This is a genomic window from Streptomyces sp. NPDC048442 (genome assembly GCF_040651475.1).
Taxonomy (GTDB): domain Bacteria; phylum Actinomycetota; class Actinomycetes; order Streptomycetales; family Streptomycetaceae; genus Streptomyces.
The window spans coordinates 1-26,566 of the sequence record NZ_JBEZKB010000010.1 but is presented as its reverse complement, the minus strand read 5'-3'; the positions used below and the strand labels follow the sequence as shown (position 1 = coordinate 26,566).

At 71.6% G+C, this 26,566-nt stretch carries 17 protein-coding genes; 11 read left to right on the top strand and 6 right to left on the bottom strand.

Features of this window, described 5'->3' with window-relative positions:
* The first annotated feature begins 3 nt into the window (after positions 1 to 3).
* Genes AB0D18_RS17145 through fxsT form a run of 4 tightly spaced genes read left to right on the top strand, consistent with a single transcriptional unit; the run spans position 4 to position 9,145 of the window.
* Entirely contained in the window at positions 4 to 3,624 is a 3,621-nt protein-coding gene (locus AB0D18_RS17145; RefSeq protein ID WP_362418324.1) for an SAV_2336 N-terminal domain-related protein, read from the top strand.
* On the top strand, positions 3,621 to 4,799 hold the full coding sequence (locus tag AB0D18_RS17140) for a hypothetical protein (RefSeq protein WP_362418321.1): 1,179 nt from the start codon (positions 3,621 to 3,623) through the stop codon (positions 4,797 to 4,799). Before AB0D18_RS17145 ends, AB0D18_RS17140 begins: the two co-directional genes overlap by 4 nt.
* The gene (locus AB0D18_RS17135; RefSeq protein WP_362418317.1) at positions 4,792 to 6,084 is read left to right on the top strand and encodes an FxsB family cyclophane-forming radical SAM/SPASM peptide maturase; all 1,293 of its coding nucleotides are present in this window, start codon (positions 4,792 to 4,794) and stop codon (positions 6,082 to 6,084) included. Before AB0D18_RS17140 ends, AB0D18_RS17135 begins: the two co-directional genes overlap by 8 nt.
* 25 nt (positions 6,085 to 6,109) lie before the next feature.
* Positions 6,110 to 9,145 (top strand): FxSxx-COOH system tetratricopeptide repeat protein, encoded by a 3,036-nt coding sequence (fxsT, locus tag AB0D18_RS17130; protein ID WP_362418314.1) that lies wholly within the window; start codon positions 6,110 to 6,112, stop codon positions 9,143 to 9,145.
* 75 nt (positions 9,146 to 9,220) lie between these two features.
* Here the strand turns inward: fxsT and AB0D18_RS17125 are convergent, their stop codons facing one another.
* The 3 genes from AB0D18_RS17125 to AB0D18_RS17115 all read right to left on the bottom strand — a co-directional run bounded on the left by AB0D18_RS17125 (position 9,221) and on the right by AB0D18_RS17115 (position 15,465).
* Positions 9,221 to 13,150: a multifunctional oxoglutarate decarboxylase/oxoglutarate dehydrogenase thiamine pyrophosphate-binding subunit/dihydrolipoyllysine-residue succinyltransferase subunit gene (locus AB0D18_RS17125; protein ID WP_362418311.1), complete on the bottom strand. Its 3,930-nt coding sequence runs from the start codon at positions 13,148 to 13,150 to the stop codon at positions 9,221 to 9,223.
* A gap of 279 nt (positions 13,151 to 13,429) precedes the next feature.
* Positions 13,430 to 14,485, bottom strand: coding sequence for a HAMP domain-containing sensor histidine kinase (locus tag AB0D18_RS17120; RefSeq protein ID WP_362418888.1), 1,056 nt, complete (start codon positions 14,483 to 14,485; stop codon positions 13,430 to 13,432).
* Positions 14,486 to 14,727: 242 nt separating this feature from the next.
* On the bottom strand, positions 14,728 to 15,465 hold the full coding sequence (locus AB0D18_RS17115) for a response regulator transcription factor (RefSeq protein ID WP_362418308.1): 738 nt from the start codon (positions 15,463 to 15,465) through the stop codon (positions 14,728 to 14,730).
* 673 nt (positions 15,466 to 16,138) lie between these two features.
* On the opposite strand from AB0D18_RS17115, the gene AB0D18_RS17110 reads away from it, so the two are divergent.
* The 5 genes from AB0D18_RS17110 to AB0D18_RS17090 all read left to right on the top strand — a co-directional run bounded on the left by AB0D18_RS17110 (position 16,139) and on the right by AB0D18_RS17090 (position 20,574).
* Positions 16,139 to 16,528: a hypothetical protein gene (locus AB0D18_RS17110; RefSeq protein ID WP_362418305.1), complete on the top strand. Its 390-nt coding sequence runs from the start codon at positions 16,139 to 16,141 to the stop codon at positions 16,526 to 16,528.
* Between the two features lie 16 nt (positions 16,529 to 16,544).
* The gene (locus AB0D18_RS17105; protein WP_362418302.1) at positions 16,545 to 17,927 is read left to right on the top strand and encodes a hypothetical protein; all 1,383 of its coding nucleotides are present in this window, start codon (positions 16,545 to 16,547) and stop codon (positions 17,925 to 17,927) included.
* Between the two features lie 128 nt (positions 17,928 to 18,055).
* On the top strand, positions 18,056 to 18,574 hold the full coding sequence (locus tag AB0D18_RS17100) for a hypothetical protein (protein WP_362418299.1): 519 nt from the start codon (positions 18,056 to 18,058) through the stop codon (positions 18,572 to 18,574).
* On the top strand, positions 18,574 to 19,077 hold the full coding sequence (locus tag AB0D18_RS17095) for a hypothetical protein (protein WP_362418296.1): 504 nt from the start codon (positions 18,574 to 18,576) through the stop codon (positions 19,075 to 19,077). The genes AB0D18_RS17100 and AB0D18_RS17095 overlap by 1 nt, the downstream gene beginning before the upstream one ends.
* A gap of 615 nt (positions 19,078 to 19,692) precedes the next feature.
* Positions 19,693 to 20,574, top strand: a complete 882-nt coding sequence (locus tag AB0D18_RS17090; protein ID WP_362418293.1) for a rhomboid-like protein — start codon at positions 19,693 to 19,695, stop codon at positions 20,572 to 20,574.
* A 30-nt stretch (positions 20,575 to 20,604) separates the two neighbouring features.
* Here AB0D18_RS17090 and AB0D18_RS17085 read toward each other — a convergent pair whose 3' ends face one another.
* The 3 genes from AB0D18_RS17085 to AB0D18_RS17075 all read right to left on the bottom strand — a co-directional run bounded on the left by AB0D18_RS17085 (position 20,605) and on the right by AB0D18_RS17075 (position 22,874).
* A complete protein-coding gene (locus tag AB0D18_RS17085; protein WP_362418290.1) occupies positions 20,605 to 21,207 on the bottom strand; it encodes a hypothetical protein in 603 nt (200 codons plus the stop codon).
* Positions 21,208 to 21,301: 94 nt separating this feature from the next.
* Positions 21,302 to 21,952, bottom strand: a complete 651-nt coding sequence (locus tag AB0D18_RS17080) for a GNAT family N-acetyltransferase (protein ID WP_362418287.1) — start codon at positions 21,950 to 21,952, stop codon at positions 21,302 to 21,304.
* A gap of 49 nt (positions 21,953 to 22,001) precedes the next feature.
* Positions 22,002 to 22,874, bottom strand: a complete 873-nt coding sequence (locus tag AB0D18_RS17075; RefSeq protein ID WP_362418284.1) for a nucleotidyltransferase — start codon at positions 22,872 to 22,874, stop codon at positions 22,002 to 22,004.
* Between the two features lie 241 nt (positions 22,875 to 23,115).
* On the opposite strand from AB0D18_RS17075, the gene lon reads away from it, so the two are divergent.
* Both lon and AB0D18_RS17065 read left to right on the top strand, forming a co-directional pair.
* Positions 23,116 to 25,548 carry an endopeptidase La gene (lon, locus tag AB0D18_RS17070; protein ID WP_362418281.1) on the top strand — a complete coding sequence of 811 codons (2,433 nt, stop codon included), beginning with the start codon at positions 23,116 to 23,118 and terminating at the stop codon, positions 25,546 to 25,548.
* A gap of 72 nt (positions 25,549 to 25,620) precedes the next feature.
* On the top strand, positions 25,621 to 26,523 hold the full coding sequence (locus tag AB0D18_RS17065) for a hypothetical protein (RefSeq protein ID WP_362418279.1): 903 nt from the start codon (positions 25,621 to 25,623) through the stop codon (positions 26,521 to 26,523).
* Positions 26,524 to 26,566: the final 43 nt, after the last annotated feature.

The following is a 26,566-nucleotide window of genomic DNA, read 5'->3' as shown; positions in this document are numbered from 1 at the left end:
GCCATGGCTGGCCGACGCCATGTCCTCGCCGACGGCGACCGCATCAACTCCGGTGCCAGCACCGCCCAGTTGACGTCGCTCATCGCCGGTCTGCACGAGCTCGGCATCGACCCGCACCCCGACGAACTCGCCGACGCGCTGTGGCTGGCCCGCTGGGCGCCCGCCGTGCATCCCGAACGGGCGGCGGAGCGGGGCGGCCCGTCGCGTACGGGGCAGGACCGCCCCGGATCCCGGGCGCTCTCGGACGGTGCGCGGCTCTTGGCCGAGGTCACCCCGCCGCGAGGCATCCGGCTGCCCGCCGCCCTCACCGCCGAGCTGGCCGTGTCGGGCCCCGGGCCGGCACCCGGACGCGGGGCCGACGGCGAGGACCCGGCGGCCGCCGAGGAGGCCGCGAGTGGCCGGGTGCGGGTTCCGGTCGCCGCCGCACTGCCCCAACCCCTCGCCCTGCAAAGGGCGTTACGTCCGCTGCGCAGCTACCGCGCCCCCGCCCGCTCCGCCGCGGGACCGGACGCCCTCGACGAGCAGGCCACCGCCGACCGGGCCGCCGACACCGGCATCGTCGTGCCCGTACTGCGCGGCAGCAGGCGGCGGGCCGCCCGCGTGCAGTTCGTGATGGACGTGTCCACCTCGATGGTGGTGTGGGAGGAGACCCTCCAGGAGCTGCGGCAGATCTGCGAACGCTCCGGCGCGTTCCGGGAGGTCCGGGTGCACTACGTACGGGAGAACGCGGACGGTGACGCGGCCGTCGCCCTGTCCGCCGCCCCCGGCGCCCCGCTGCACCGCGCCGAGGAACTCCGCGACCCCACCGGCCACCGCCTCACCTTCGTCCTGAGCGACTGCGCCGGGCCCCTGTGGCGGTCGGGCAAGATGCAGCAGCTGCTGCACGGCTGGGCGTCCACCGCGCCGGTCGCCGTCGTCCAGCCGCTGCCGCAGCGCATGTGGCGGCGCACGCATTTACCCGCTATACAGGGCGAGTTGGTACGGGGCGAAGGTCCGGCGGGGCGGCTCGCGTTCCACCCGGCGGTGGGTGCGGCGCCCGGCCCCGACGCCCTTCCCGTACCCGTCCTGGCGCCCCGACCAGGGCCGCTGCGCGCCTGGGTACGGCTCGTCTCCGGGGCGACCGGGCAGAGCCTGTACGCTGTCGCGGGATGGGTGCGCGCCCACCACCCCGCGTCCGTCGCCCCGCGCCGCACCGACCGCGAGGCGTCCCCTGCCGACCGGGTGCGCGCCTTCCGCCGGGCCGCGTCCCCGGCCGCCGCCCGCCTCGCCGTCTACCTGGCCGCCGCCCCCCTCGTACTGCCGGTCATGCAGCTCGTCCAGCGCGCCATGCTCCCCGACAGCGGCCCCGAGGTCCTCGCCGAGGTCATGCTGGGCGGGCTGCTGCGGCGCGGCGGCGACGTGGAGGACCTGATCGGATACGAGTTCATCGGCGGCGTGCGCGCGGAACTGCTGGAACAGATCGCGGTCAGCGACGCCCACCTGGTCCTCAAGCACTGCTCCGCCTATCTGGAGTCCCGCTACGGCCGCACCGCCCGCAACTTCCCCGCCCTCGCGGCGGCCTACCTGGCGGGTGAGGCCCGCGAGGCCCCGCCGGGCCGCCCCGGCGCCGTCGAGGAAGACGGACTGCGCGCCTTCGCCCGCGTGTCGGCTGACGTGCTGCGCCGGTTCGGCCAGACGGTGCCCGTCGCACCCGCCGAAGTGACCGCCACGGGTGAGGGCGCCGGTGAACTGGCCGTCCGCGCCCGGGTGTTGCTGGACCGCTACACCGCCCGGCACACCTCCCGGGACCTCGACGAGGCCATCGCCCTCCTGCGGGGCGCCGTCGCCGGATCCCCGGAACCGGGCGGCCTCTGGGCCGAGATCGGCGCCGCGCTGCACCTGCGCTGGGAGGCCCGGCGGACCGTGGAGGACCTGCGGGGGGCGCTGGAGGCGTTCGCCAGGACGGAAACGGGCTCCCTGAGCACCGAACTGCTGGTGCGGTGGCACGCAGCCCTGCTCGCCGTCGCCGCCGAGGTGGAGGCGGCCGGGCTGGACGCGGCGGCCCTGCCCGACTTCGTACGGGAGCAGGAACGGGGTACGCACCCCGTGCAGCGGGTCCTCGTCGGCCTGTACCGGCAGGCCGTGCGCTGCCTGCGGGAGGCCGAGGCGAACAGGAGGTTCACCGACAGGGGCACGTACGTGGAGATGCTCGACGCCCTGGCCGAGATGGCCGCCTGGGGTGCGGACCCCGCCTTCGCCGGCCTGCTGGAGGAGGAGTACGGCGGTCCGGGGCAGTGGACGGCACGGATGCTCGACGACGCGGTGGAGACCGCGGTGAACTGGGAGTACGGGGACGCGACGGGCCGGCTGGAGCACAGTGCGGGCCTCCTTCTCGGCAGCGCCCGGCACCTGCTGGGCCGGGGCGAGGTCCGCTGGGAGCCGGGCCCCGGCCACCGGGAGACCGGGCGGCAGCTGGCAGGCCGGGCGGTCGAGGCGTACCGGGAGCTGATCGCCGGGCTGGACCGGGCGCGGGGAGGGGCACCGGCCGCGTCCTCCGCTTCCTCCTCCTCCGGTGAGGGATCGGGGTTTTCCCACGAGGATCCAGCCTCCGGAAGCGAGGCGCCCGGCCAGGAAATTCTGCCGTACCGCACCGGAGGGGCCGAAGGGGCCGAAGGGGCCGGATACGGCGAGGACTCCGTGGTGTCCGGTTCGTCGGTGGCCGGCGGCCACGTGCTGGATTCCGGCGGCCCGGACCCGGCCCCGGCACCCCCGGTCGGTCCGGACGGGACGGACCGCCGCCTCGTCCACGCCTGCCTGGGTCTCGACTTCGCCCTTCGCCTGTATGCCGAGGGCACGCCCGACGCAGACGCCGACGCCGAGGCCGAACGCCTCCCCGTCCTCCGCCGCGCCCTCTCCCTCACCGGCGACGACCGCGCCCTGCGGACCCTCGCCCTCCAGCAGCTCGCGTGGGCGCTCGCCGACGCCTACGCCCGTACCGGCAACCGCGACTACCTCGTCGAGGAGATCGACGCCTGGTGGTCCTCGCTCGCCGGTCTCGACCGGGACGGCGGGTTCTCCCCGTACGCACTGGAGTCGCTCGGCGACGCGCTCATTCAGGCCGAGGAGTGGGACGACGCGGTACGGATGATGCGCGCGGCCGTCGACAACACCTCCGAGGACGACCCCGAGATGCCCGGCCGCCGGATGGCCCTCGGACACGCGCTCCTCACCCGTTACCTGGCCCGCGAGGGGCAGTCCGACCTCCACGAGGCCGACTGGATGCTGGGGGCGGCGGCCCGCGGTAGCGAGGGGACCGAAATCGCGGCCGGAAGCTGGCAGTTGAGGGCAAAGGTGGCCGAGGAACAGGCCAGGCGCAGCCGGTCCGCAGCCCGCTGGAACGACGCCGCCGACTACTACCGACGAGCCGCCGAGAACGCAGGCGAGGCAGGCCGCCCCGAGGTCGAGGCCGACGCCACGCGCCACCGCGCCAGGGTCCTGGAACGCATAGCGGGCCCCGCCCGCGCACTCACCGAGTACCAGAAGGCGCTACAGCTGTACGCGGAGCTGGGGCAACAGGAATCCCCCGGGGCGACAGAGGCACAGGCAGCCGTACGACGGCTGGACCCGCAGGGCGGTCAGGGGTGACGGGGCGACGGAAGGAGCCTCCGACGAGAGGCGGCGGGGCCGACGGGATACCGGACGGCCTGTCCGGTGGCCTGTCCGGTGGCCTGTCCGAGGGTCTGTTAGGTGGCCTGTTCGCTCGGGTCCCCGACGGCCTGCCCGGCCGGGTGTTCGGCGGGGCGCTCGTCGGCGTGTCCGGCCAGGTGCCTGGTGAGATGCCGGACGGGCTGGTCGAAGGTCTGCCCCCAGGCTTGTCCGGCCAGGTGCCCGGTGGGATGACGGAGGGCCTGCCCGAAGGCCTGTTCGGCCGGTATCCCGCCGGTCCGCCCGGTAGAATGCCCCTCCTGCAGCCCGGAGAGACGCCCGCCTGCGGGGCGGGGCCGCTGCCGGTCCTCGTCCGGCCGGCCCCCGGAGCCCCCGTCCTGCACCCCGCTCTCGCAGCCGTACTCGACGAACTGTGCGCCCGGGAGGCACACGGCGAGCGAACCGTCGCGTACTACGAGGACGCGCCGTACTGCGAGGATGCGCCGCGCTACGAGGATGCGCCGTACTGCGAAGATGCGCCGCGCTACGAGTGCGTGGCCCGCGAGGGGGTGGTGCCCTCGCCCTGTGGGTGCGTGGTTCCCGGCGAGGGGGAGGCGTCCTACGAAGGTGAGGCGCCCAGCGAGGGTGCACCTTCTCGCGAGGGGGAGGGGTCCTACGAAGGTGAGGCGCCCAGCGAGCGTGCACCTTCCCGCGAGGGGCCGGCGTTCCGCGAGGGCGCACCCGCTTACGAGGGCGTCGCGTTCCGCGAAGGCGAGGCGTTCCGCGAGGTCGCTGCGTTCCACGCGGGCGCACCTTCCAACGAAGGCGAGGCGCCCCACGCGGGCGCACCTTCCCGCGAGGGGGCGCCCTCTTACGAGGGCGAGGCGACCCGCGAAGGCGAGGCGACCCGTGAGGGCGAGGCGTCCTGCGAGGGCGTGGCACTTCACGATGGCGAGGCGTCCTGCGAGGGCGTGGCACTTCACGTGGGCGCACCCTCCCACCAAGGCCTGGCACCTTACGAAGGCGCACCCTCCCACCAAGGCGAGACGCCCCCCGAGGGCGCACCCTCCCTCGAAGCCCTCGAAGCCCTCGAAGCCCCCGAAGCCCCCGAAGCCCCCGAAGCCCCCGCGTCCCGCGGCCGCCCCTCGTCCCCCCAAGGCGCCGCGCATGGCTGAAAAGGTGTATGCGGAGGGCCACCTCTCCGGCCCCGCGGTGCTGTCCGGCCCCGGCCGGGCCTCCGGGCCCACCGAACTCTCCGTCCCCTTCCGGCAGTTCGTGCTCAAGGTGCACAGCCGGTGCAACCTTGCCTGCACGTACTGCTACATCTACGAGAGCCCCGACCGCACCTGGCGCGACCGTCCCGCAGTCGTCGCCCCCGAGACCGTGCGTGCCGCCGCCCGCCGTATCGCCGAGCACGCCGCCACCCACCGCCTGCCCCGGCTGCGTATCGAACTCCACGGCGGCGAGCCCCTGTTGAAGGGACCGGAAGCGGTGATCGGTTACACGGACGCGGTGCGTGCCGCAGTCCCCGCGTACACCGCCGTCACCGCCACCGTCCAGAGCAACGGCACCCTCCTCACCCCCTCCGTTCTCGACGCCCTCGCCGCCGCCCGCATCCGCGTCGGACTCAGCCTCGACGGGGGCACCGCCGCGCTCAACTCCCGCCGCACCGACCACGCCGGACGCCCCTCCTGGTCCGCCGCTTCGAGGGCCGCCCGGCTCCTCGCGGACCGTCACCCGGCCTCGTACGCCGGACTGCTCTGCACCATCGACGTGGCGAGCGACCCGCGCGAGGTGTACGAGAGTCTGTGTGCGCTGCGCCCGCCCGCCTTGGACTTCCTGCTGCCGCACCGGAATTGGGGGCAGCTGGCCCCGGGGCGGTACCGGCCCGCGCCCACCCCGTACGGCGACTGGCTGGTCCGTGCCTTCGACCTGTGGTGGGTGGCGGCGGACGGGCGGCGGCCCCGGATCCGGCTCTTCACCGAGGTGGTGGCGCTGCTGCTCGGCGGGGACAGCGTCGCCGAGTCCGTCGGTCTTTCGCCGCTCGCTGCCGTCGTTGTGGACACCGACGGCAGCATCGAGCAGGTCGACTCGCTCAAGTCGACGTACGCGGGGGCCCCGGCCACCGGCCTCGACGTCGTACGGAACACCTTCGACGAGGCGCTGCGGCACCCGGGGATCGCCGCCCGCCACCTCGGCGTGCGGGCGCTCTCCGGCACCTGCCGGAGCTGCCCCGTCGTCCGGGTCTGCGGCGGTGGCAACTACGCCCACCGCTATTACGCACCCGAGAGCAACGCGCCCGCCGACAGCAGCGACCACCCCGCACCCGGCGGCAGCGCATTCCGGCACCCCAGCGTCTACTGCGCCGACCTGGAGCGCTTCATCCGGCATGTCGCCCAGCGGGTGGCGGAGCAGCTACCTCCGTGTAGCGTTTCCTCAACGGGCGTGTGCCACAAATGAGTTGACGGACGAGGAGAGCCACCCCATGTCCATCGCGCCGAAGCCGCAACCCCAGCCCGCGCCGAAGCCGCAACCCCAGCCCGCCCCGAAGCCGACGCCGAAGCAGTATGTGGCCGTCGTCTACGCGGGCCAGTCCCAGTCGTGGGCGGACTGGATGTGGTACCAGCTCAGCCGCTCCGACGCCCGCCCCAAGCTGGTCCGCTGGGACCCGCTGCACCGCCCCGCCGACGCGTCCGCGCTCACCGAACTCCTCGACGCCCCCACCCGGGGCCGCGTCCTGATCGTCGTCGACGATTGGTTCCTGCGGCTCCCGCAGGACCGCCAGGATGCCTGGGGCGAGGTCCTGCGCGAGATCGTCCCCCGGTACGGGGAGCGCATCACCGCCGTCACCGTCACCGCCGCCACCCTCCCCGCGGCCGCCGACCCGCTGAGCCCGACCCGGCTGCGCGGCCTCGGCCCGGCGGAGGCCCGGCGCAGGCTGCTCGCGACCGCCGGGGTGCGGCCGGGCGTCGCCGCCCCCGTCGACCTGGGGCGCGGCCCCCGCTTCCCCGACGACATGCGCGAGATCGACAACGCGCCCCGGCACAACCACCGCTTCACCGGCCGCGAGAGAATCCTCGAAAAGCTGCACGACACCTTCGCCGAGATCGGCCCCGGCGCCCGGATCGCCCTGCACGGCCCGCCGGGGGTCGGCAAGACGCAGGTCGCCACCGAGTACGTGCACCGGCATGCGGGCGAGTACGACATCGTGTGGTGGGTCGGCGCCTCCGTCCGGCTGCGCGCCCGCTCCGAATACGCCGCGCTGGCGGAGAAGTTGGGGGTCGCGCCCATCGAGCGCGACCAGCTCAGCGACCACATCGACGCCGCCTGCGAGGAGCTCGGCCGGCGCGGCCGCTGGCTCGTCGTCCTCGACGGCGCGGAGGCCCCCGAGGCCGTCGAGTCGATCCTCCCGTGCGGGTCGGGGCACCTCCTCATCACCACCCCGCGCACCGACTGGGCGGCGTACGGCGCCGAGCTGGTCGAGCTGCCGCCCTTCGACCGGGAGGAGTCCGTCGCCTTCGCCCAGCTGCGCGCCAACCGCCTCACCCCCGCCCACGCCGACCAACTGGCCGCCGCCGTCCAGGACTTGCCGCTCCTCATCGCCCAGACCGCCGCCTGGGTCGACACACACCCGGCGGCCTCCGTCCCCGAGTACGTACGGGACATCCGGCACGGCAACCCGCACGAGGCGGAGGTCGGGCAGGCGGACCACTACCCGGCCGGCTTCAAGGCCGCCTGGGGCCGCACCGTCAACGGCCTGATGGAGCAGCACCCGCAGGTCTACGAACTCCTCGTGCTGCTCGCCTTCTTCTCGCCCGACGTCGTCCCCGCCCGCCTGCTGCGCACCGCCCGCGGCGGCGACCTCCCCGCCCACCTGGCCGCCCTGGTCAGCGAGCCCAGCACCTGGAACTCGGCGCTGCGCAGCCTCTCCGAGGCGACGTCGATGCGCGTCGAGTACGAGCCGGGCCCGCGCATGGACATCGTCACCGTCGGCACCCTGCGCATGCACCGCCTCTTCCACCGCTTCGTCCGCGGCCACCTCTCCGCCGCCGACTTCGCCCGCGCCTCCGCCATCGCCTGCCGGGTCCTCGTCGCGGGCGACCCCCGCGACCCGGGCGACAGCGGCACCTGGCCCCGGTACGCCGAACTCGTCCCGCACCTCGAACTCGCGGGCGCCCTCGGCTCCACCGACCGCGACGTGCGCGCCGTCGTCCTCAACTGCGTCGAGTACCTACGGGTACGAGGCGAGTACGTGGAGGGCCGCAGGCTCAGCGCGTCCGCCGCCGACACCTGGACGAAACTCTCAGGGCCCACCGACCCGGACGTCCTGGTCGCCCGCCACCAGCACGCCAACATGGAACGCCGTCTCGGCTCCTACCGGCAGGCCGAGGAGATCGGCCGCGCCACCCTCGCCCTGGTGTCCACCTGCGCCGAGGTCCGCCCCATCGAGCTCGTCCGCGCCAAGAACGGCCTCGGCGGCACCCTGATGGCACTGGGCTCGTACGACGAGGCCCGCACGCTCTTCGACGAGGCGGCCGCCGACGCCACCCACCTCCTCGGCGAGTTCCAGATCCCCCGCATCCTCTCCATCCGCTCCAACCTGGCGATCTCCATCGGCCTCCAGGGCCAGTACCAGGAGGCGTACGACCTGCACAGCGAGATCCTGGAGGAGTCCATCCGGCTCTTCGGCGGCAAGGCCCGCCTCACCCTCCACGCGGGCCTGCACACCGCATGGATGCTGCGCCTGCTCGGCCGCTACCGCGAGGCCCTCGACATCCAGGAACAGAACTGCCGCCTGCACGCCCAGGTCCTCGACAAGAACCACAGCGAAACCCTGATCGCCGAACACAACCTGGCCCTGTGCATGCGCCGCGAGGGAAACCTCAACTACGCGTGCGCCCTGATGCGCAAGGTTCGCACGAACATCATCCGCCGCCGCGGCCCCGACCACCCCGAAGCACTCCTCGTCAGCGCCGACTACGCGATGCTGCTGCGCGACGCCGACGACCTGCCGGGCGCCCGCGAGATCGCCGAGGACACCGCCCATCGCTACGAGGCCCAACTCGGCCCCACCCACCCCTACACGGCGGGAGTTCAGGACAACTGCGCCCTCATCCAGCGCGACCAGGGCGAATACGCCGCCGCGCTCACCCGCGCCGAAGCCGCCCGCGCCACCATGGAAGCCGCCCTCGGCACCGGCCACGTCTGGGCGATCGGCTGCGCCATGAACACCGCCTCGGCCCGCGCGGCGGCGGGCGACCCCGAGGGCGCCGCCGAACTAGGCCGCACCGCCCTGCCCCGCGCCCACGCCGCCGTCGGCGCCTCCCACGTCCTCACCCTCAACCTGGCAGCCGGCCTCGCCCAGGACCTGCACACCCTCGGCCACACGGAGGAGGCCGCCCACCTCCGGCAGGACTCCCTCACCCGACTCACCGCCAACTTCGCGGAGGAGCACAGCCAGGTGCAGTACATGGGCGAAGACCGCCGCCCTTACTGGGACTTCGAGCCGCAGCCCGTCTGAGCAGCGCAAAGGGCCCGGCCCCGCGAAACCTCTCGCGGGGCCGGGCCCTCAGTCACGTACCGCCGTCTCAGACGCTCACGCGTCGAAGACCTCGTTGCACAGTGCCTGCTGCTCCGCCTGGTGGCGCTTGGCCGAGCCCACTGCCGGGGACGAGCTGTGCGGGCGCGAGATGCGGCGCAGGCGCTCGCCGTGCGGGATGTCCGCGCCGACGGCCAGGTCCAGGTGGTCGATCAGGTTGAGGGCGATGAACGGCCAGGCACCTTGGTTCGCCGGCTCCTCCTGGGTCCAGAGGTACTTCTCGGCGTTCGGGTACTTGGCGATCTCGGCCTGGAGCTCCGCGCCCGGGAGGGGGTACAGGCGCTCAAGGCGGATGATCGCGGTGTCCGTGGTGCCGCGCTTCTGCCGCTCGGCGTCCAGGTCGTAGTAGACCTTGCCGGAGCAGAAGACGACCTTGCGGACCGCGCTCGCCTCCACCGAGTCGTCGCCGATGACGGGGCGGAAGCCGCCCGTGGTGAACTCCTCGGCCTTCGACGCCGCCGCCTTCAGACGCAGCATCGACTTCGGGGTGAAGACGATGAGCGGCTTGTGGTGCGGATTGTGCGACTGCCACCGGAGGAGGTGGAAGTAGTTGGACGGGAGCGTCGGCATGGCGACGGTCATGTTGTCCTGGGCGCACAGCTGGAGGAAGCGCTCGATGCGGGCGGACGAGTGGTCCGGGCCCTGGCCCTCGTAGCCGTGCGGGAGGAGCAGCGTGACGCCCGAGTGCTGGCCCCACTTCTGCTCGGCGGCCGAGATGTACTCGTCGACGACGGACTGGGCGCCGTTGACGAAGTCACCGAACTGGGCCTCCCAGAGGACGAGCGCCTCGGGGCGGGCCAGCGAGTAGCCGTACTCGAAGCCCATGACCGCGTACTCGGAGAGCAGGGAGTCGTAGACGTTGTAGCGGGCTTGGTCGTCGGAGAGGTAGTTCAGCGGGGTGTAGTCCTCGCCGGTGTGCTGGTCGACGAGGACCGCGTGGCGCTGGCCGAACGTGCCGCGGCGGGAGTCCTGGCCGGAGAGGCGGACCGGGGTGCCCTCCATGAGGAGGGAGCCGATGGCGAGGGTCTCGCCCATGCCCCAGTCGATCGTGCCGTCCTCGATCATCGCCATCCGGCGCTGCATCTGCGGCATGAGCCGCGGGTGCACGGTGACGTTGTCGGGGATGTTGACCTGGGAGGAGGCGATCCGCTTGACGACTTCCTGGGAAATCGCGGTTTCGACGGCGACCGGGAAGGTGGCCTCCGGCTGCGGGACCGGCGCGGCGGCCGGGGCCTGGGTGGCCTCGCGGACCTCCGCGAAGACCTTCTCCAGCTGGCCCTGGAAGTCCTGGAGCGCCTGCTCCGCCTCTTCGAGGGTGATGTCGCCGCGACCGATGAGGGACTCGGTGTAGAGCTTGCGCACCGAGCGCTTCTTGTCGATCAGGGTGTACATCTGCGGGTTGGTGAAGGACGGGTTGTCCGTCTCGTTGTGCCCGCGGCGGCGGTAGCAGATCAGGTCGATGACGACGTCCTTGTTGAACGTCTGGCGGAACTCGAAGGCCAGGCGCGCGACGCGCACGACGGCCTCGGGGTCGTCGCCGTTCACGTGGAAGATCGGCGCCTCGATCATGCGGGCCACGTCCGTGGCGTACATGGAGGAGCGGGCCGATTCGGGGGATGCCGTGAAGCCGACCTGGTTGTTGATCACGACGTGGATCGTGCCGCCGGTGCGGTAGCCGCGCAGCTGCGACATGTTCAGGGTCTCGGCCACGACACCCTGGCCCGCGAAGGCCGCGTCGCCGTGCAGCGCGAGGGGCAGGACCGTGAAGTCCGTACCGCCCTTGTTGATGACGTCCTGCTTGGCGCGGGCGATGCCCTCGATGATCGGGTCGACCGTCTCCAGGTGGGACGGGTTCGCGGCGAGCGAGACCTTGATCTGCTCACCGTCCAGACCGGTGAAGGTGCCCTGGGCGCCCAGGTGGTACTTCACGTCGCCCGAGCCGTGCATCGACGTCGGGTCGAGGTTGCCCTCGAACTCGCGGAAGATCTGCGCGTACGACTTGCCGACGATGTTCGCCAGGACGTTGAGGCGGCCGCGGTGGGCCATGCCGATGACGACCTCGTCGAGGCGGGATTCCGCGGCGCTGTCGATGACGGCGTCGAGGAGGGGGATGACCGACTCGCCGCCTTCGAGCGAGAAGCGCTTCTGGCCGACGTACTTGGTCTGGAGGAAGGTCTCGAAGGCTTCCGCCGCGTTCAGGCGGCGCAGGATGCGCAGCTGCTCCTCGCGCTCCGGCTTGGAGTGCTGGCGCTCGACGCGGTCCTGGATCCACTTGCGCTGCTTCGGGTCCTGGATGTGCATGAACTCGATGCCGGTGGTGCGGCAGTACGAGTCGCGCAGCACACCGAGGATGTCGCGGAGCTTCATCATCGACTTGGCGGCGAAGCCGCCTACGGCGAACTCGCGCTCCAGGTCCCACAGCGTCAGCCCGTGCTCGTTGATGTCGAGGTCGGGGTGCTTGCGCTGCTTGTACTCCAGCGGGTCCGTGTCGGCCATGACGTGGCCGCGCACCCGGTAGGAGTGGATCAGCTCGAAGACGCGCGCGGCCTTCGTCACGTCGTTGTCGTGCGAGGTGTCGATGTCCTTGAGCCAGCGGACCGGCTCGTAGGGGATCCGCAGCGCCTTGAAGATCTCGTCGTAGAAACCGGTCTCGCCGAGGAGCAGGTTGGCGACGACGCGCAGGAACTCGCCGGAGGCGGCGCCCTGGATGACCCGGTGGTCGTACGTCGAGGTCAGGGTCATGACCTTCGAGATGCCCAGCTTGTTCAGGGTGTCCTGCGAGGTGCCCTGGAACTCGGCCGGGTAGTCCATCGAGCCGACGCCCATGATGACCGACTGTCCGGGCATCAGGCGGGGCACGGAGTGGACGGTGCCGAGGCCGCCGGGGTTGGTGAGGGAGACCGTCACACCGGTGAAGTCGTCCATCGTCAGCTTGTTGTCGCGGGCCCGGCGGACGATGTCCTCGTAGGCCTGCCAGAACTCGAAGAAGTCGAGCGTCTCGGCCTTCTTGATGCCGGCGACGACGAGCTGGCGGTCGCCGTTCGGCTTCACCAGGTCGATCGCGAGACCGAAGTTGATGTGCTCCGGCTTCACCAGGGTCGGCTTGCCGTCCTTCACGGTGAAGGAGTAGTTCATCGACGGCATGGCCTTGATGGCCTGCACCATCGCGAAGCCGATGAGGTGGGTGAAGGAGATCTTCCCGCCCCGGGCCCGCTTCAGGTGGTTGTTGATGACGATGCGGTTGTCGAAGAGCAGCTTCACCGGCACGGCGCGCACGGACGTGGCCGTGGGCACCTCGACGGAGGCGTTCATGTTCTTGGCGACGGCGGCAGCCGGGCCGCGGAGGGTGACGAACTCGGGGCCGGCCGGGGCGGTGGCCCCGTCGGCAGGAGCGGGCTTCACAGGTGCGGCCTTCTGAGCGGGAGCGGGAGCCTGGGCGGCGGGCTTTGCGGGAGCGGATGCCTGGGCGGCGGGCTTGGCGGCTGGAGCGGCCTGCGCCGGAGCGGCGGCCTGAGCCGACGCGCCGGCCCGGGCGGCAGCCGGAGCGGACGCAGCCTGGGCGGCGGGTGCGGCCGCGGGCTGTGCGGCACTGGCCGGGGTGCCCGCGCCGGGGGCCTGCGTGGCAGCTGTGGCCTGGGTCGCAGCGGACGCCGCCGGTGCGCCCTGGACCGGGGCGGCCGCGGATGCCGCCTGCGCGGCGGCGGGTGCCGACTTCTCGCTCGTACCGCCGGAGGCAGTGGCTCCCGGCTTGTAGTCGGCGAAGAAGTCCCACCACGCTCGGTCGACGGAACTGGGGTCCTGGAGGTACTGCTGGTAGATCTCGTCGACGAGCCACTCATTGGGACCGAAGGCCGCGGCAGGGTTCTTCCCCTGCCCGTCCTGGTCGGTCGACGAGAGACTTGAGCTACTGGGGGACTGAGACGACACGGCGTTAACCGCCCTCTTCCGCTTCGCAAGGTGGTGGACAGCGGAAATAAAGGCTACGCCTCCCCGGCCGGGAGTTGCAGACCGGGCGGGTCATCCGTCGCGTAAGTCACATCGGAAAGCGTGTTTCGGCGCACGAAATGGCGGGAAACAAGCGTGGTTCCGCTGTGGACCACACGTCAACCGGGTGCGAGCCGGGTGCATCCGACCGGGGATGCGGCCCTTGGTTCCGCATCCTGGCAGGACGGACGCGATACGTCCGTTTCTGGTTCGAACCCTACGTCAATCACGCGTGCGAGCGGTCCCCGGAAGGGTGACCTGGATACGGCAGCCCCGTTCGGATTCGGCCACACCGATCCGGCCGCCGTGCAGTTCCACCGCCCAGCGTGCGATCGCCAGGCCGAGGCCCGTACCGCCGTCGCTGCCCGAACCGGGCTTGGCGGGAGCCTTCCCCTGGTTGAACCGCTCGAAAACGCGGTGCCACTCCGACTTCGGTATGCCGGGCCCCTCGTCCAGGACCTCCAGGTCCAGGCTGTCGGGCAGCTCCCCCGGCCGGGCGCGCACGGTGACCCGCCCGTGCGGGGGGCTGTGCTTGACGGCGTTGTCGATGAGGTTGGCGACGACCTGGTGCAGCCGCTCCTGGTCCGCGTGCGCGGTCAGCTCGGGCGGCGACACGTCCAGGTGCAGATGTACGTCCTTGCGGGTGTGGTGCCCGGACCCGGAGACCAGGCCGCGCTGTGCGGCGGCCAGATTGGCTTCCTTGAGCACGCCCGACAGATACGGCCACACCTCGAAGCGGTGTGCCTTCAGCGGTACGACGCCGTTGTCCAGCCGGGCCAGGTCCAGCAGGGTCTCCACCAGCCCGCCGAGGCGCTCGGTCTGCTTGAGGGCGGTCCGCATGGTCTCGGGATCGGCGGCCACGACGCCGTCGACGACGTTCTCCAGTACGGCACGCAGTGCAGCGATGGGGGTGCGCAGCTCGTGCGAGACGTTCGCGACCAGTTCCTTGCGGTTCTGGTCGACGGCGCCCAGCTCGGTCGCCATGCGGTTGAGCGTGGTGGCCAGGCCGCCGAGCTCGTCGCGCCTGCCCTCGCCGCCGACCCGCTGCGTGTAGTCGCCCTGCGCCATCGCGGCGGCGACGTCCCGCATCTCGTCGAGCGGTTTGGTGAGGTTGTGCGCCACGAACTGGGTGATCAGCATCGACGCGATGATCGAGAAGACGGTGATGAAGCGCAGCTCGGTCTTGGTGGCGAGCGCCACCATGACCAGGCCCGTGGTGAGGGCCACCGACACGACGACGAGCGAGATCAGCTTCGCCCTGATCGTGAAGGGACGCAGGGTGAGGGGCCGGAACGCCAGGGACCGGACGCCGAGCAGGAAGCCGTGATCCCGGAAGCCCTGCTTCAGGAGCCTGCCGGAGCGGAGCCGTTCGAGCAGCGGACGACGGACGCGCTGACCGCAGTCGGGGCACTTGACCGCAGGGCGCCGCGACCTCTGTCGCTGCCCCGGCACCCACTGCCGGGCCGCCCGGCGCTGTCTCCTCTTCGTCCCCTTCGTGTTCATCGTCCCGGCCGCGGTGCTCACGGCGCCGGCGTCTCCAGCGCGTAACCCACGCCGTGCACGGTACGGATGCGCTCCGCGCCGATCTTTCGCCGCAGCGCCTTGATGTGGCTGTCGACGGTCCGGGTGCCCGACGCGTCCGCCCAGTCCCACACCTCGGCGAGCAGCTGCTCCCGGGAGAGGACCGCACGCGGCGTGTTCGCCAGGCAGACCAGCAGGTCGAACTCGGTGGGCGTGAGGTGTACGTCCTCGCCGTGCACCCGCACCCGCCGCTGAGCGTGGTCGATCTCCAGCTCGCCGAGACGCAGGATGCCGCTGCGCGGAGTGGCGGCGGCGATCGTCGCCCGCTCCACCCGGCGCAGCAGTACGTGCACCCGTGCCGCCAGCTCACGCATGGAGAACGGTTTCGTCATGTAGTCGTCGGCGCCGACGCCAAGACCGACGAGCATGTCCGTTTCGTCGTCGCGTGCGGTGAGCATGAGCACCGGCACCGGTCGCTGGGCCTGGACCCGGCGGCAGACTTCGAGCCCGTCGAACCCCGGCAGCATGATGTCGAGGACCATCAGGTCCGGCTGCCAGGCCTCGGCCGTGTCCACGGCCGCAGGGCCGTCACCGGCCGTCTGCACCTGGAAGCCCTCGGCCCGAAGCCGGGCCGCGATGTTGTCCACGATCGTGGAATCGTCCTCGACGACCAGTACCCGGCGCTGTGCGCCGGGAGTGGCCGCGAGGCCGTTGTGGCTGGTGTGTGTCTGCTCCATCGCCCCGCCCCTGGAGTGCGTTCGTAAGATCCCGCGGTCAGGTGAGCAGCGTAAGGGCACTGACCAGGTCGCGGCTACGCGGTGCGACGGCGCCGGAGGGCCCCGAAAGCGACGCGTCGGGCAACTCCTTCCTCATCGCCCGAACCTTGCTGAATACGACATTCCGCAATGACTCTTCGAAAGTCCCGCTGTCGTAACTAGCCCTGTGCACAAGGAAGTAGACGTTGCGTAGGCGTGGTGTCGCACTGTGGTGGCTCGGTGACCCGTTGTTCACCGGGGACAGGGTTGTACGCGCAAACGTGAGGGACCTGTGAATGTTGTCTCGGGTGGTGCGCCGGGGGCCGCCGAGGCCCCCGGCTCGGCAACCTCTCAGGCCCCTCCGGCACCTTCCGTTCATGCGGCACCCCTGTGTCGGCGCAGGGGTCGGCCGGTATGGTGCGGCCCAGTATTCGGGCGCCGAGTCGGTCGCGCCGCAACGGGGAAGCACAAGCACGGGGAGAGGCCCATGGGGTCCGACGGGGCTGAAGAACCAGCGATGCGGCTGGCGCGCGCGGACGACGGCGGGCCGGGTGCCGGGGGACCGGGCGCAGGGGGGCCGGGCGCCGGTGGGCCGGGTCCGGGAGGGCCGGGTGGTCTGCCGGGCCTGGGCGGGCCGAGCGGTGGTGGGCCCACGTTGGCCAGTACCGATGCCGACAAGAAGCGGGCTGCCACGTACATGGACGAGCATCTGCTGCCCGATGCCCAGTCGGCAGGCCGCATGGCGGTGGGCGGCGGGCAGGTCCGGCCGCCCCTGCTGGGGCCGCCGGCGCCCTCCCCGTACCTCATGAAGCAGGACACCGGGCTCGAAGGGCTCTCCGCCTGGGGTACCGGCTCGGGGCTTTCGGACGCGCTGACCGCCTGGCAGGGGTCGGTGAACCGGCTGATGGGCGTGCTCGGCCGGGAGCGGCAGGCGCTGCAGGCCACCAGGGGCATCTACCAGGGCATGGAGAGCGGCGTCACGTCGCAGCTGAACTCGGTGCACGTGCCTGCGCCGATACCGCCCAGCTCCTTCCACAAGATGTGACCCGGGGGACCCGACCGTGCCGCTGACCCATCACGACGTGATGACCGCCGACCTGTCGCCGATATCGGACGCCGCCGAGGGCTGGCGGAAGATGGGCGACCGCTTCGGCGAGCTGAAGCGCAACTACGAGACGAACGTCCAGGGCGCCCTGGACAACGGCAACTGGCAGGGTGTCGCCTTCGACACCCACCGGATCTCCGCCAGGAACACCGTCTTCGAATTCGCGGCGGCCAAGAAGGAAGCCCACTCGGTCGCCGCCCTGTTGAAGCAGGCGCACACCGAACTGACCCGGCTGCAGAAGGCGGCGAAGGACCTGGTCGCCGACGCCGAGAAGAAGGACTACAAGGTCGACGGCCAGGGCAGGGCCACGTACGTCGGCTACGACAAGCTCACCCCGCAGGAGCTCTACGCCTTCCAGCACGACCCCGACCACAGCCGGCTCCTCGCCCAGTCAAGGGCGCACGCCCAGGAGTGGACCGACGACATCGCCGCGGCGGTGAAGGCCGTGGACGACATGGACCAGGGCGTGAAGCGGGCCCTGGCGCGGGCGACGACGGACGTGTCCCCGGACGGCAGCGGCTTCGGCGGGTTCAACGCGCGCGACGTGGGCGACCTCCAGAAGGCCGGGGCGCCGGAGAAGGCCGACCGTACGGAACTCGACGGGTGGGTGCCCGAGGGCTCGGCGAAGGCGACCGGGCCCGATGCGGGGGTCACCGTCACCGGCACCAAGTACGGCAAGGAGGCCGCGGTCAAGGCGTACGCCGACCTCTTCCACGTGAACGCGCAGGGATCGTCGACCAATGGGCTGTGGAAGCTCTCCGGGGTCGCCGACGCCTACGGGGGAGCCAGGGCCACCGCCAACTTCGGCTTCACCGACAACGGCCTCGTCGGCAAGGCCGAAACGTCCGTGGGGTTGCGGGGTCTCGCCGAGGGGCGGGTCGAGTACGGGCACGTCGGCGGCTACGGGCGCGTCGAGGGATTCGCCGGAGCCGAGGCCGGCGTCAGCGCCGGGGTCGGCCCCTCGGGGCTCAACGCCGGTGCGAAAGCCTTCGCCGGAGGAAAGGTCAGCGTCGCCGGAGGCGGCGAGGTCGCCGGCATCGGCGCAGGCGGCACGGCCGAGGGGCGGTACGGGGTGGGGGCCGAGGCCGAGGTGACCCTCGGCAAGGGAGAGGACGGCAAATACCACGTCGGCACCAAGGTGGGTGCCGCGCTGGGGCTCGGCGGTTCCGTCGGCCTCGAATTCACCGTCGACCCCAAGAAGGTCTCGGACGCGGCGAGTGACGCCGCCGACGTGGTGGGCGACGCGGCCGGAGCGGTGGGCGACGCGGCCGGAGCGGTCGGAGACGCGGCAGGGGACGCGGCGGGGTCGGTGAAGGACACCGTGACAAGCTGGTTCTGATGCACCTGCCGCATACGGTGCGCCGGGTGCGCCTGCTGCACCTTGCGATTACTGCTGCACCTTGCTGTTACCGCCGCACCTTGTTGTTACCGCCGCAGCATTCCCACGGCCCACGAAAGGAGCCCGAAATGCCCACGACACTGCCGGTGCCGATCGAATTCCGCCTGCCGGAGGGCTGGCGGGCGGTCCCCCCGGACGACGCGGGCGCTCCGGACGTCGCCTTCGTCGCACTGCACCCGCAGCCGGACGACGGGTTCACCGCCAACATCACCATCGACGGCGCGTACCGGCCGGACGAGGCGACGCTGGAGGAGATCGCCGACGGTTCGCTGGAGCGCATGCGCGAGGTCGCGGAGTCGGTGGTCGCGAGCGACCGCCACGAGGTCGGCTCGCCGGAGGCCCCCGGCCTGACCCAGAAGCTCACCTTCTCCGCCGTCTCGGGCGGCGCACCCCGTGAACTCGTCCAGTTCCAGGTGTACTTGTCGATGCTGGACGTACGGGACCCGAAGCAGCGTGCGGTGGTACGGCTGGCACTGACGGTCACCCAGAACCAATTCGGCGCCGTACTGGGCGACTTCCAGGAATTCCTGCGCACGGTACGCCCGGACACAGCCGCCGGAACCGGCCCCGCCCCCGGGACCGAGTGATGGGTTTCCTCGACAGACTGAACGGCACCCGGCGCCCCGCCCCGGAAACCGTACGGGCCTCCGCCGAGGAGGTCAGAGCCGCACTGCTCGCCCTCAACGGCCAGGAAGTCCCGTTCGCCGTCCGGTACGGCGGCGCGGAGGGCTGCGACCTGCTGGCGGAGTGGCGGATCACCGAACCTGCCTGGGCCACGCTCTTCGGCAACAGACAACTCACCCGCACCCTCCAGATCCGGATGCGCCTGGCCCGCGACACCCACGAGGTCCGCGCCGTCGACCAGCAGCGGGAAGTCACCTGGGTCAACGGCAGGCCCACCCTGGTCGAAGTCGGCCGCGGCCAGGTGAACACGGTCTCCCGCAGCTGGACGGTCGGTCGCAAGGACGACGGGAGCTGGGGCATGACCGAAGAATTCCGCTTCAACACCTCGGACATGAAGGACCCCCTGCGGGACACGGTCCTCAAAGCGGGCTGGACCTGGCGAGGGGTCTCCTTCGGGAAGCTGTGAGTGGAGCAGCCCCGCGCTTGCTCATCGGGGCTCCGGCCGCGCCCCGCGCCACACCTACAGTCCGCCCCCGACGGCGAACGCCAGCCCGGCCGCCACCCACGCCCCGGCTGCACCGGCCACGCCGCCACGGCGGCGAATCCACCGGGGGCCCGGGGCGCGGCGAGATGGGCGGCGCTCCCGTAGGCGGTCAGCGCGCAGAGCGCCAAGGAAGACGACCGGGGCGCGGGCGGTGTGGTCGATCCTGGAGGCCCGCGGCGGCCCACGCGGCGAGCGCGGCAGCGTCGCAGCGGGCCACGGCCCGAAGGAGCGCGGCATCGTCGTCGGAGGAGCGAATCAGTCTCACGTCTCTCTATCGCTCGGCGTCGCTCCGACGGTTCACGGAGCGGTCGAGTGACGCGTTTGTCGAGGCGAAGGTTGCTCAGTCGCGTTCGATGTGACGTGAGTCATAGACGTGGTGGGAGAATTCGGCGGAGGGTGAGCGTTGTCTGCTTCAGAAGCAGCAAGTGAACGCGATAGACGCGGCCGAGGGACACGGGCGTGGCTTGACGATTCCGGCCGCCCGCCCCAGGCGCGGTGCCCGGGGGAAAGAGGCCTCACGCAGTGCACCGTGCAGCAATGAAGCAGAAGAAGTGCCTTGGGGCGGCCGAGGGCGTGACCGGTGGGTCCGAGGGTGTGACCGGCGGGGCGGGAGTGCTGACCGGCGTACCTGCCGTCGGCGGCGGAGACGTGTCTGCCGTCACCGACGGAGACGCACCCGGCTTCAGTGACCGCGGTGCGCCTGTCGTCACCGACGGAGGTGCACCCGGCGTCAGTGACCGCGGTGCGCCTGCCGTCATCGAAGGCCCCGCCGCGCCCGACCGTCGCTGGCACCTCTGGCATCTGCTTCCCACCCCCACCGGCACCCCCTTCACCTTCTGCTACGCCCTGGTCCTGATCGCGACCTCGCTCTACGCGCAGCTCGGCGACCCGGCCACCGTCTCCGCGATGCTGCGCGGCTCCAGTACCGATGTCGCCCACCTCACGAGCACCCCGGTGGTCGCCCTGGTCGGCAGCGCGCTGTGGGTGGCCGGCGGGCTGGCCTCTCCGTACGCCCTCGGGTTCCTGGTGGTCCTCACCGCGCTGGAGCGCCGCATCGGTGGGCTCCGTACCGCAGGGGTCTTCGTCGTCGGGCACGTCGTCGCCTCGCTGGCCACCGAGATCCCCGTCGGCATCGCCGTCTGGACCGGGCACCTGCCCGAAACCTCCCTCCACCGGCTCGACTTCGGCATCAGCTTCGGGCTGATGGCGTGCGTGGGCGCGCTGGCCGGGGTGCTGCGGCTGAAGTGGCTGCGGTGGGGGCTGGTGGGCACCGTTTCGCTCGTACTGCTGCAGGACCTGATCGCGTACACCGACCCGCTGACCGCGCTCGGCCACCCGCTGGCCCTGTGTCTGGGGCTGGCGGCCTGGCCGTTGGTACGACGCTGGAAGGCGCAGCGGGCGGCGCCCTCGTACCTCTGACCCCTCAGACTCAGATCGCTCTCGGCGGCGCTAGGGCTGGTTGAGGCCGGGGAGTGCTGCGATGATCCGGTCCAGCCCGGGGATCTTCTTCATCCCGTCCGTGACGACCTCGCGCCCCTGGTAGATCACGGCGGTGGTGATCCCGTCCGCGATCGGCGGGCTGGAGAGCGACGTCCGGGGCAGCTTCGCGAAGTCCGACTCGGCGAGGGCGGTGCGGAGCTCGGCCAGCCGGTCCGGCTTCATCTGCCCGGTCTTCGGGGGCTTCTTCCGGTCCAGGGCGGTGTACGACCCGTCGGCGTTCACCAGCACGCTGCGGTGCCGGCCGTCGATGCCGCCGCTGACGGTGGCGGCGACGAGCCGCTTCGACTTCCCGGGTACGGAGGTGGCGGGCGCCGCGGGTGAGGACGGCGGGGGCCCGGTGGGCGGGGCGGTGCTCGGCGGCGTACCGGTACCGTCCGACGGGCTCGCGCTGCTCTCGGGTGACCAGGACGTCCGGGGGCCGGGGGACTTCCCGGACCCGGGGTCGGTGACCGTCCCGTTGGCGCAGCCCGCCAGCAGCAGCCCGCACAGGGCTGCCGCCGTCGCTGCCGCCGCCTTCGCTCCCGTACCTGATCCAGCTCGTGCGGATCGCATGGTGCTCCCGTCGTGTGCCGTGTCGTCTGCTGCCTGTTGCCGCTCTGACGTACGGACCGCACCATCGCGTTCCACTCGGGCGCAAGCCGTGCCGTTATGCCCGGAACACTCCCGTCAGCGGCGAGTGCCGGTGCCAGCCCAGGGTCGAGTACAGCGCGTGGCCGTCGTCCGTCGCGCCGAGCACGCAGTCCTCGGCGCCCTGCTGCGCCGCGTATGCCTGGAGGGTGCGCATCATCAGTGTGCCGAGGCCCTTGCGCTGGTGCACCGGGTTGGTCTCCACCTGGTCGACGACCGCCGTACGCCCGGTGACCGCGACCTGGCCGCGTACGCCGAGGGAGCCGTCGGCGGCCAGCACCAGTACGCGGGTGAGCCCGGCCCGGGTCCAGCTGCGCCGGGTGTAGCCGGTCGGCACGTCGGGGGCGGCCATGGCCGCGGTGAGCTCCAGCGACATCAGATGGCCGGGGGTGTCGTACTCCCAGCCCTCGGCCAGCCACGGAGCCACCGCCTGCGGCGGCTCCACGAACTTGATCCAGGTGCCGGGCGCCGCGTCCTTGTGCAGCAGCTTGCGGACCGTCGTCTCGTCGCAGGCGTACTCGTCGAACAGGACGTGCCGGGTCACGGCCTTCGGCAGGCCGATGTCGATCGTGACGCCCCACGGCTGCGGCACCGGGTCGGCGGCCCCGCGCGAAACGGCCCACCCCTCGGCCCAGGCGCGTACGGCGTCGGTGGTGGTGGCGAAGGACATGAGGTTCCCCCTGCAGCAGTTCGTAATGGTCATTGTGCGATAGGGACTATTACATCATCTGGGCGCCTCGAATTCCACGGGAAGGGGAGAGGTGGGTGGGAGAGGTGGGTGCCGTTAAGGGGCGGGGCGTCTTCTCGCCGTGCACGGCTGTGTACTCGGCGGCGAGCCACGGGCCCAGGTCGTCGATGAGCCCGCCGAGCGCCGCCGGATCGGCCGAGGGGGTGCGGCCGACGGCGGCGGCGATACGCATCTGCTCCACGCGCTCGGGGTAGTAGCGGCCGAAGAGTTCGGCGGACTCGTCGAGGTCGCTGGTCCAGCCGCCCCAGCGGGGCATGACCAGAGTGAATCCCGTACGGACGAGACGGCGGGCGACGATACGGCTGAGGGCCTTGCGGTCGGCGCCGGTGACGGCTTCGGCGGCTCGTGCGCGCCAGCGCGGGAGCACAAGGTGGAGGTCGCCGTTGGTCTCGCGGGCGAGCAGGGACGTGGGGCGGTAGCGGGGGAGATGTTCGGCGAGGTCGGGGCCGAGCAGCGGGGTGCACAGGCAGGCGACGAAGAAGCCGCCGTCGTGGCGTTCGAGCTCGCTCAGCAGGGCGCGCGAACCGGCCAGCAGGATGCCGACGCCGTCGATCTGGGGGAACGCGCGGTCGAGAGCGGCCTCGATCGCCCTGGCGTCGGCCCGGTCGGCCTCGGTGGGCTCGTCGAGGAGGGCGAGCTGGAGGTCGAGGTCGGAGACTCCGGGGACGGCTGTGCCGCGCGGGATGCTGCCGTACAGGTAGGCACTGTGCAGCCGCGCGCCGCCGAACGTCTCGCCGATGCGGGCGCGTGCGGCGTCCACGACCGGGGCGAATGCCGCCGGTACCCGGTCCAGCGCGCCCTCGCGTGCGATCGCTCCGTCGCGGTCCAGCCCTCGTTCGTCCATGGGTGCACTGTGCCTTGCGCCGCGGGGCGCTGCCGAGCGGATTTCCGGCGCGCTGCCGAGTGGGTTTCCGGCGCGCTGCCGAGCGGGTTTCCGGGGCGCTGCCGAGCGGGTTTCCGGGGCGGCGGCGCAGGTCGACGGCTGATCGCTCAGAGCGAACACCAATGAGCACCGATCGGGGAACACTGAGGCGCTCATATGCATTGAGTCTGCATAGCTCAACTTCAATGCCCAAGGGGAGATCATGGCATCGACGTCCACACCGCTCACCCTGCCCGTGCTGCCGCTCGACGACGAGGTCGTGCTGCCCGGGATGGTGGTGCCGCTCGACCTGTCCGACACCGAGGTGCGTGCGGCGGTCGAGGCGGCGCAGGCTGCTGTGCGCAGCGCCAGTCCTACCGACACCAGCAAGCCGCAGGTGCTTCTTGTTCCGCGCATCGACGGGACGTACGCCGGGATCGGCGTGCTCGGCACCGTCGAGCAGGTCGGGCGACTGTCCGACGGCGACCCCGGCGCCCTCATCCGGGCCCGCGACCGCGTCAGGATCGGCGCCGGCACGACCGGCCCCGGTGCCGCGCTCTGGGTCGAGGGTGTGCGGATCGACGAGGCCGACCCCACCGTGTCCGAGTCCCATGCGGAGCTGCCGGGTGCCGTCGCCGAGCTGGTCAAGGAGTACAAGGCCCTCGCCACCACCTGGCTGAAGAAGCGCGGCGCCTGGCAGGTCGTGGACCGCGTCCAGCAGATCGAGGGCGTTTCCGCGCTCGCCGACAACTCCGGCTACTCGCCCTTCCTCACCACCGCCCAGAAGATCGAGCTCCTGGAGACCACCGACCCGGTCGCCCGGCTGCGCCTCGCGCTGGCCGCGCTGAGCGAGCACCTCGCCGAGCAGGACGTCGCCGAGACCATTGCCAAGGACGTCCAGGAGGGCGTCGACAAGCAGCAGCGCGAGTTCCTGCTGCGCAAGCAACTCGACGCCGTACGCAAGGAGTTGAGGGACCTCAATGGCGAGGCGGAGGGCGAGGAGTCCGACGACTACCGGGCCCGCGTCGAGGCCGCCGACCTGCCCGAAAAGGTACGGGAGGCCGCCCTCAAGGAGGTCGAGAAGCTGGAGCGGTCCAGCGACCAGTCCCCCGAGGGGTCCTGGATCAGGACCTGGCTGGACACGGTCCTTGAGCTGCCCTGGAACGAGCACACCGAGGACCAGTACGACATCAAGGGCGCCCGCGAGATCCTGGACGCCGAGCACGCGGGCCTGGACGACGTCAAGGAGCGCATCACCGAGTACCTGGCGGTGCGCAAGCGCCGTGCCGACCGGGGGCTCGGTGTGGTCGGCGGTCGTCGCGGCGGCGCGGTGCTCGCCCTCGTCGGCCCGCCCGGCGTCGGCAAGACCTCCCTCGGGGAGTCCGTGGCGCACGCGATGGGCCGGAAGTTCGTACGGGTCGCGCTCGGCGGTGTACGGGACGAGGCGGAGATCCGCGGCCACCGGCGTACGTACGTCGGCGCCCTCCCGGGCCGTATCGTGCGGGCCATCAAGGAGGCCGGTTCGATGAACCCCGTCGTCCTCCTCGACGAGATCGACAAGGTGGGCTCCGACTTCCGGGGCGACCCGGCCGCCGCCCTCCTGGAGGTGCTGGACCCGGCCCAGAACCACACCTTCCGAGACCACTACCTGGAGGTCGAGCTCGACCTCTCCGACGTGGTCTTCCTCGCCACGGCCAACGTCCTGGAATCCATCCCCGAGGCCCTCCTCGACCGCATGGAGCTGGTCCGTCTCGACGGCTACACCGAGGACGAGAAGGTCGTCATCGCCCGCGACCACCTCCTGCCGCGCCAGCTCGACCGCGCGGGCCTGGAGCCCGGCGAGGTCAGCCTCGACGAGTCGGCGCTGCGCAAGCTGGCGGGCGAGTACACCCGGGAAGCAGGCGTACGGAACCTGGAGCGCGCGGTCTCCCGGCTGCTGCGCAAGGTGGCCGCCCAGCACGAACTGGGCGAGCGGGAGCTGCCGTTCGCCATTCAGGACGGCGATCTGCGCGACCTCATCGGGCGCCCGCACCACGTGCCCGAGTCCGCCCAGGACCCGGCCGAGCGGCGCACCGCGGTACCCGGCGTCGCCACCGGCCTCGCCGTGACCGGAGCGGGCGGCGACGTCCTCTTCGTCGAGGCGTCGTTGGCCGATGCGGAGACCGGCGGTGCGGGGCTGACCCTCACCGGCCAGCTCGGCGACGTCATGAAGGAGTCCGCACAGATCGCACTCTCCTTCCTCCGCTCCCACGGAGCCGAACTGGAGCTGCCCGTAAGGGACTTGAAGGAACGGGGCATTCACATCCACTTCCCGGCGGGTGCGGTCCCCAAGGACGGTCCGAGCGCGGGCATCACCCTCACCACCGCCCTCGCTTCCCTCCTCTCCGGCCGACTGGTCCGCACGGACGTGGCCATGACCGGCGAGGTGTCCCTCACCGGACGCGTCCTGCCCATCGGCGGCCTGAAGCAGAAGCTCCTCGCCGCCCACCGGGCCGGTACCACCACCGTGATCATCCCCAAGCGGAACGAGCCCGATCTGGACGACGTCCCGGCCGAGATCCTCGAAAAGCTGGAGGTCCACCCGGTGACGGACGTCCGCCAGGTGCTGGAGATCGCCCTGGCCCCGGCGCGGGTGGCGGCCCAGGTCGCCGCGTAACACCGTCACCCGTTCGGACGAAGGTGCGGCATGTGCCCACAGCACATGCCGCACCTTCGTTAGTTTCCCGCCATGGTCTCAGCGCACCACGAATCCCTGCACAAGGTGTTCCAACGGGACACAGGCCTTCTGATCGACGCCCTCCAGGAACTACTGGGCGTCCCCTTCCCCGCATACGAGAAGATCGCGCCGGTCAGCGTGGACCTGACCGAGATCGAGGCGATCGAACGCCGGGCGGACACGATCCTGCGGATCGATACGAAAAGGGCGAGCTACTTCGTCATTCTGGAGTCGCAGGGCCGTCCGGCCCAGCGAAAGCGGCGCAGCTGGGCCTACTACCTGGCGTACTTGTTGGACAAGTACAGCGACTGCAACTGCCAGCCGATTCTGCTGGTCCTCTGCCACGACCGGGCCACGGCCCGCTGGGCGGCGAAGCCAATCGAGTTCGGACTACCGGGACTGCCGTCCCTGCTGGTGAGGCCGCTGGTGCTGGGCCCCGACAACGTTCCGGTGATCATTGAGCCGCAACAGGTGCGGAGCAATGTCCCACTCGCCGTGTTCTCGGCGATCACGCATGGTAACGACCCGGATGTCGCTGTCATACTGAGATCGCTGGCTGACGCCCTGGACGAGCTGGACCCGAACGAAGCGGTGATCTACGCCGAGTACGTCGAGGCGGGCTTGGCGGACGCCTCGGCCCAGCAGACTTGGAGGAAACTGATGGACACCCTGAATATCTTCTTCCGCTCCGAGGCCGCTCGTCGGACCCGCGAGGAAGGTCGCGAGGAAGGGCAGGCTCTGGAGCGTGCGCGGACGGTGTGCACGATTCTGGAGCGCCGCGGCCTGGAGCTTTCGCTGGAAGCGCGTGAGCGTATTGCCGCCTGCTCCGACCTTGCCCTGCTCGACCGCTGGCTGGACCGGGCCTGGACCGCCGCTCGCGCCGACGAGATCTTTGTCGAGCCGGTCGGGGAGTAGGTCCGCCCTGGACAGGTGGGGGCCCGCGCGACGCGTCGCGCGG